The organism is Syntrophomonas sp. UBA5494 (assembly GCF_002426325.1).
In genome coordinates this window covers 1-6,690 of sequence record NZ_DIPG01000039.1, presented here as the reverse complement: position 1 = coordinate 6,690, position 6,690 = coordinate 1, and the positions used below count along the sequence as shown (strand labels likewise).

Here is a 6,690-nt window from a genome sequence, read left to right as displayed (position 1 = left end):
CTCTATGATTTCATCGCTGAATCAGCTTTTGACTGGCTGGGGGCTTTTCGCTACAATCCTGAAGAAGACACGGCAGCTAGCCTGATGCCCGATCAAGTGCCGCCGGAAATCAGCCAGGAGCGTTTGGATCTGATAATGAAGCTGCAGAACCGCATTACCCGCAGCAAGAATATTGCCAGGATTGGAAGCCAGGAACCGGTGTTGATTACGGAAAAGGTCTCCAACCACCTCTACATCGGCAGAGGTTATTATCAGGCGCCGGAAGTGGACGGCATCACCATGATCAAGAGCACCCGGGCCTTACCCAAAGGACAATTGATGCGGGTAGAGCTTAAAGCGGTCAGAAACTATGACATGATCGGAGAAGTTGCTGATGAACATCCCCAATAGTTTAACTCTTTTACGTATCATATTAATCCCGCTCTTCGTTATCATCATCTCCGTGAAGGTTCCCAACGGCGATTATATAGCCGCGGCTATCTTTATAGTGGCTGCCTTGACCGACAGCCTGGATGGTTACCTGGCCCGCAAGATGAAACAGGTCACCAAATTAGGGGTCATACTCGACCCGTTGGCCGATAAATTGCTGATTACAGCCGCTTTAATCAGCCTGGTGGAGTTGGGGCGTATTCCTGGATGGATCGCAATTGTCATTCTGGGGCGTGAATTTGCCGTATCCGGTTTACGCATAATCAAAGCAGAGGAAGGGGTTATCATTCCCGCTAGTATATGGGGTAAGCTGAAGACTATCAGCCAGATTATAGCCGTGGTGGTAGTAATACTGCAAAATGATTTTTATGCCATAACCACCCTGGTCCTGGGGCCGGTGATGCTGTACCTGGCGCTCATCATCACAGTCTATTCGGGGTTGGAGTATTTTTATCGATATATCAGCATGCGTGAGGTGAAGTGAATCTATCTAGGACCCTATTCCCAGGCAAAATAAACTACTAAAGTTATGATAAAGGCCGCTGCTTATAGCGGTCTTAATTTATTGTACAGCTGGTTGTGCTGCCATATATTGTCCAAAGTTAGGGACTATGGTCTATGTTATAATAACTTGGAAAGGGGCTGGCTCACATGAAAAAGAGCGATTTTAAAACTGCCATTTCCCTGGCTGTCTTCGTTATCTCCCTGGCGATACTGATGGGCGGCTATCAGCTATATATGAAGTATATGATAATCAATCCGGTAATCCAGCAACTGGAGGCCCGGCCTGCCATAGCCAACGTGGAACTGTCAAGGGTTGAAGGACAGTTTGAGGTCGCAGTGCAGCTGCAAGAGGTGTACAATCTGCAGCAGGAGTACCAGGCCATACAGGAGGCCCTGGATAATACTTTAAAAAAAGGCGCTTACAAGCTGATCATCACCGATCCCCAGGATGAAATGCTGCAGCAAGCATATTTACACCTGCAGCCAGCCATTTATGAAGCGGCGGCCAATCACAGCTTTGTATGGCTGGATCAGACCTTGGGCCAATACGCGGTCGAGAAAGGGATCTCTTATCACCTTTACGTCGACGACCGCTATTTATACCTGCATCTGGCTGATGGAGAGAATAGTATGTACCGTGTTATTGAACTGAAAAGCAGCCAGAACATTACCTAGTGAGGAGAATTGGACATGAAAGAATACCTGATCGGGATTGGAACAGCCTTTCTGGTTTTTCTGGCCTTAATCGGCTATAATATACTGCCTGTGGCGCTTTTCGGCGGATTGGCGGTAGTCTGTTATATGTTCTTGCATATGCAGGGGGCAATCCGATTTAACAATCTGGGTGCAGAGAATGGTAAAAAACGCCAAAAAAATATTTCCTTTGACGACATCGGAGGACAGGACTCGGCCATCAACGAACTGGGCGAAGCCCTGGAATTTTTGCGCAGCCCCGATTTGATAAGCAAAATGGGCATACGGCCGTTAAAAGGGGTTCTTTTGGTCGGCCCTCCGGGAACCGGCAAAACCTTGATGGCCAAGGCCGCAGCCAACTACACCAGTTCGGTTTTTATCGCCGCTTCAGGCAGTGAATTTATAGAAATGTATGCCGGAGTAGGGGCTAAACGGGTCAGGCAGTTGTTCAATGACTCCCGCAAAAAGGCCCTGAAGCAAAACAGCCACAGTGCTATTATCTTCATCGATGAATTGGAGATCTTAGGAGCCAAGCGCGGCAAGAACACCAGCCACATGGAATACGATCAGACTTTGAATCAATTGCTGGTGGAAATGGACGGCATCAATCCCGACGATTCAGTGCGCATACTTCTGATCGGGGCCACCAATCGCGCCGATATGCTGGATCCGGCTTTATTAAGACCGGGACGATTTGACCGTCAGGTACAGGTTAATCTCCCCGATAAAACCGGCCGCAAGAAAATTCTGGAGATTCATACCCGCAACAAGCCTCTGGACGACTGCGGGGACCTGGACCAGATCGCTGCCGCCACTTTCGGATTTTCCGGTGCTCACCTCGAAAGCCTGGCCAACGAAGCTGCCATACTGGCTATGCGGGAAAAAAACTCAAAGGTCTTAAGCCGCCACTTCAATGAAGCCATTGACAAGGTGATTTTGGGCGAGAAATTGGATCGCAAGCCTTCATTGGAAGAAGTGGAACGGGTAAGTGTACATGAGAGCGGTCATGCTCTATTGAGTGAAACCCTGATGCCGGGATCGGTGTCCTCGGTCACCATCGTCCCCCGCGGGCAGGCTTTGGGCTTCATGCGCAAGAATCCGCCCGATGACCAATACTTGTATACCCGGGAACAACTGGAAAGTGAGATCATGATAGCGCTGGGTGGAGCTGCAGCCGAGGAGATCAAATACGGCAACCGCAGCACCGGAGCCAGAGGAGACTTCAAAGCCTGCTGGAATACCGCCAGGCAGATTGTAGAGGCCGGGTTGTCCTCTTTAGGCATTGTGCATGCTGAAGATCTGCCCCAGGAGAGCCTTTTTGAAGAATGCAAGAACATCATCGTGGACCTTGAGCAGAAGACCATAAAGCTCCTGCAGGATAAGAAGGATGCCCTTTTTACCCTGGCAGCGAGCATACAGCAGGAAGAGACAATAGACCGGCAGCGATTTGTAGAAATCATCCATTAAAGATACAGGCGCGGACGGTTCTTGAAGGGGCCAGATATTAAGTTTCCTGAATATCAGGGCCAAAAGCTTAAAGCAATATTATTAATGGTTTTAGACGTTGGTAAGAAATTTGATAAATAAGCTGGTTTCGGGCAAAGGGTCCTCGGGGTTTTCTGGTGGATCGAATCCAGGATTAATAGCACTCTGCTCCTACGCATCCTCAGCCCTATAAGGCAGCGCCTGAATTTTCCCCGATCCATTAAGCCATCCTGCTATTAGTGCGGTAAATGGTATGCAGGCAATTAAACCTATGCTCCCTACAAGTGCTCTCACTATTTCAGTAGTAATCATTTCCCAATTAAGAAAACTGATTGGTTCCATTTTGTACGCCATAAACAAAAGCATCAATGGAAGAGCACTGCCCGTATAAGCCAGGATTAGCGTATTGGCCATGGTTCCCATAATGTCCCGTCCGACATTCATACCTGCTCCCATTAACTGATAAGCCTTCATACTGGGATCAGCTTTTTTAACCTCACTTATCGTTGAAGCCACAGACATGGCCACATCCATGATGGCGCCTAGAGCTCCAATAAGGATGCCTGAAAACAATAATCCCCTGATGTCGATGGTTATATTGTTGACGTATAAAAGCATGCGTTCTTCCTCGGTACTAAGCCCGCTCAACTGAGCTAAACCGCCAAAAAGATAAGCTAACAGTCCTGCTGCAATCAGTCCACCAACAGTTCCTAGAGTGGCAGCTATGGCTTTTCGACTGAAGCCGGCTATAAAAACCATGGTGATTAGAGTAGCTCCCACCAGCACCATAATAGTTAAAGGCAAGGCGGGTTTACCTGCCAGCAAGCCGGGAAGTAATATCTTATAAATTCCTAAAGCTGTAACACCCAGTCCCAAAAGAGCCTTTAATCCCTGATAACGTCCTATTATAAGTATCAATGCAGTAAAGATAAGCGTCAGCCATAGCAAGGCAGGGCTCCGCAACCGATCAGCTACATAGACATTCTGCAGTACTGCACGTCCGTCGCTGTCAATCTCTGCAGTCATATAGAGTACTATTTTATCTCCGGGTTCAACAATGATATCTATGCCTGGCGATCCAGTTAAGTTATTAGTAACCAGCAAATCCTGTCCTTTATAAGTACCGCTTAACATGCGCACCTTTACCGTTTGTTCGGTAATCCTGTTTTGTGCGGTCTCGGAGGGGTCACGATCTATACTGTTTACCTCCAGTACTATAGCCTTTTCATAAAACTCTTGCTGCTGTCTTTCTGGTTCTAAGAGATATTCTCCAGGGATCTCCCCATCAGCCGGGTCAACTGCAGTGGCGCTCGTCGCTAATTGGGTGGTTGGAGAATTAGCTTGAGCAGCTGCAACCTGTTCAAGATGAATGAAAAGACCTGCAGCAAAAAAAGAAAGGAATAAAGCTAATGATATCATTAGCTTCGAAAGCCGGGTAATCCTACGCATGATAATAATACCTCCGGAAGTCAGGGATACCTAATTATATAAGATTAAGTTTGATTTCTGAAGATTATTTGTCTCTTTTGTTCATTAAATCTTACATTTCGCACCTTTGCCCTGTTTTGGTTTGGTGGCTTAAACAATACCACAGAAAGTGCTTTCCTTTTCGCTTTTTCCGAAAGTTTGTTGTTTAGTTTTTTTGAAACCATCACGGCAGCGATTTTGTTCTCCTTTTTTGTCACTTATGGTAGTGGATCACCCCATCACGCAGTTCCTTGTTTAAAATGTTTTTGCACACCAGGTGCGACAGGTGGGATAATGCCTCTCCAGTTGCGAACAGCTTCTGGGCCGTGGGGAACTCTTCCCAGTTCTTGATATTCAAATCCCATTCCATTTTACTGGCGACTTGCGCTGCTGTCATGGTATTTTCCCCTAACACATCCAGAGCGTTCTGCAGCCGTTTATCATGATGTGACCTGAGTTCCTTGATTCTATGATAACAATCCGCGATAATTTCCCTGTGTCCGGGCAAGGTCAGCTCAATATCCAATGCCTCAATCTTGGCCAGACTTTTCAGGTATTCGTCCAGATAGTCCACCTTAATCTCCCAGGGTTCATCCCAAGTAGTGTTGTTAGGGGTGATCGTCCCCAATATATGATCGCCGCTGAACAGAATTTGATGGTTTTCATCATACAGACATATGTGGTCAGGGGCATGACCGTTTGTCAGAATGCAGTTTAGACTGTAGTCCCCTACGGTGATTACGGTACCATCTTGTACTATGCTGATGCTGTTTGCATCGATTTCATTGGTCCGGTACCTGTAACCAGGGTGTGCGGCCGGGTTCTGCGTCAATCCCATCTCCAACAGGCCGCCCTGTCGCACCAGATTATCGAAGTATACAAAAAAGTCATGATTGCGGCTGATGTCCTGTGCAGTATAGTCCCCGGTGAAAATACGGGTTTGCGGTGTGGCCAGATATCCGGCCAGCCCGGCATGATCGGAATGACAATGGGTTAAGAAAATATCGGTATCCTCCATAGAAAATCCCATCTCCTGCATGGCCTGATCCATGGCTTGACGGCATTCTTCCTGATTGAACCCGGTGTCGATCACAGGTTCCTGTCTTGGCCCTTAATAAAATAGGCATTCAAAGCCCTAAGGGGATTCCGGGGCAAGGGAATTTCGATCCGAAATATGTTTTCTCTGACTTGCTCGTACATAATACCCTCTCCTTATCAGATGGCGCCACAGGAGCAGAAAATCTGCAAGACATTGCAATTAATGGCATAATTCTTGATGATACTCCGGCCCGGATAGCGTTTCTCTATTGGCAGACCACTTGAATACAAGCCAACAGCGGGACGACGTTCTTTTTGTTGGACTCAATCGCAGATACATTCCATATGCCTGGCAGCGGTTTCTAATATCCGGGGTGGCGAAGACCAGCAAAAGCGGAATAAAGCCGACTCAAATCCCTTTTTCGAACTCCTCCATAACGTCTTTTTGCACAGAGAATGTTCCCCTGCTCACGGCAGCAAGCTCCCCCTGGCCATTGAACAAAGCAGCTTCAGCAACTCCAGTCCTCCTCCCCAAATGTATGACTTTTGCTTCAGCAATCAACTCATTTTCCGCGAAACAGGTGGCAGTATAGTTCGTATACATATCTATAGTTATACAGGCACGCCCCAGGGTTATAAATGCCCAACCCATGGCCGTATCCGCTAAAGTCGCGATGATTCCGCCGTGCAGCCTGCCCCGGATGGTCGAAAATTCCAGTCCGGGGTTCATTTTCAGACCCGCCGCTCCCTGCCCCAAATAGGTCAGGCTAACGTCCAGGGTCCGGTGAACAGGAGCCGATTCGCACGCCTTACATAAGAAGTTGAAAAAATCATCATCGAGCCCTCTGTTTTCAATCTCTGCCATACTTATATGAAACCCCTCAAACCGATTAACTATCATTTGATTAATTATATCGAAATTCTACAGCTTTAAACCAATATACTCCATAAATAATTGCCTATATACCAACAGAAAGACATCAACTAATCATTGTTCAGGATATCCGCCAGGATCTTTTCTCTATGGTTCAAGAAATACTTGGTAATCTGATAATGATCGGTCATTTCATAATC

The 6,690-nt window shown here is 47.1% G+C and carries 6 protein-coding genes and 1 pseudogene; 4 read left to right on the top strand and 3 right to left on the bottom strand.

What is annotated here, in order from left to right; all coding sequences use genetic code 11:
- The 4 genes and pseudogenes from B3W37_RS04215 to B3W37_RS04200 all read left to right on the top strand — a co-directional run.
- A pseudogene (locus tag B3W37_RS04215) lies at positions 1-390 on the top strand (30S ribosomal protein S12 methylthiotransferase RimO); the annotation flags it as partial.
- Positions 374-913 (top strand): CDP-diacylglycerol--glycerol-3-phosphate 3-phosphatidyltransferase, encoded by a 540-nt coding sequence (gene pgsA / locus B3W37_RS04210; protein WP_481038464.1) that lies wholly within the window; start codon positions 374-376, stop codon positions 911-913. The pseudogene B3W37_RS04215 and the gene pgsA, both read left to right, overlap by 17 nt.
- Positions 914-1,080: 167 nt before the next feature.
- Complete coding sequence (locus B3W37_RS04205) at positions 1,081-1,608, top strand: hypothetical protein (protein ID WP_483169260.1); 528 nt, start codon at positions 1,081-1,083, stop codon at positions 1,606-1,608.
- 15 nt (positions 1,609-1,623) lie between these two features.
- A complete protein-coding gene (locus B3W37_RS04200) occupies positions 1,624-3,093 on the top strand; it encodes an AAA family ATPase (protein ID WP_483174871.1) in 1,470 nt (489 codons plus the stop codon).
- A gap of 189 nt (positions 3,094-3,282) precedes the next feature.
- On the opposite strand, the gene B3W37_RS04195 is transcribed toward B3W37_RS04200, so the two are convergent.
- The 3 genes from B3W37_RS04195 to B3W37_RS04185 form a co-directional block, all read right to left on the bottom strand.
- Entirely contained in the window at positions 3,283-4,530 is a 1,248-nt protein-coding gene (locus B3W37_RS04195; RefSeq protein WP_483174870.1) for a YibE/F family protein, read from the bottom strand.
- Positions 4,531-4,792: 262 nt separating this feature from the next.
- Positions 4,793-5,671 (bottom strand): MBL fold metallo-hydrolase, encoded by an 879-nt coding sequence (locus B3W37_RS04190; protein WP_483174869.1) that lies wholly within the window; start codon positions 5,669-5,671, stop codon positions 4,793-4,795.
- A gap of 354 nt (positions 5,672-6,025) precedes the next feature.
- Positions 6,026-6,481 carry a PaaI family thioesterase gene (locus B3W37_RS04185; protein WP_483174868.1) on the bottom strand — a complete coding sequence of 152 codons (456 nt, stop codon included), beginning with the start codon at positions 6,479-6,481 and terminating at the stop codon, positions 6,026-6,028.
- Between the last annotated feature and the right edge of the window lie 209 nt (positions 6,482-6,690).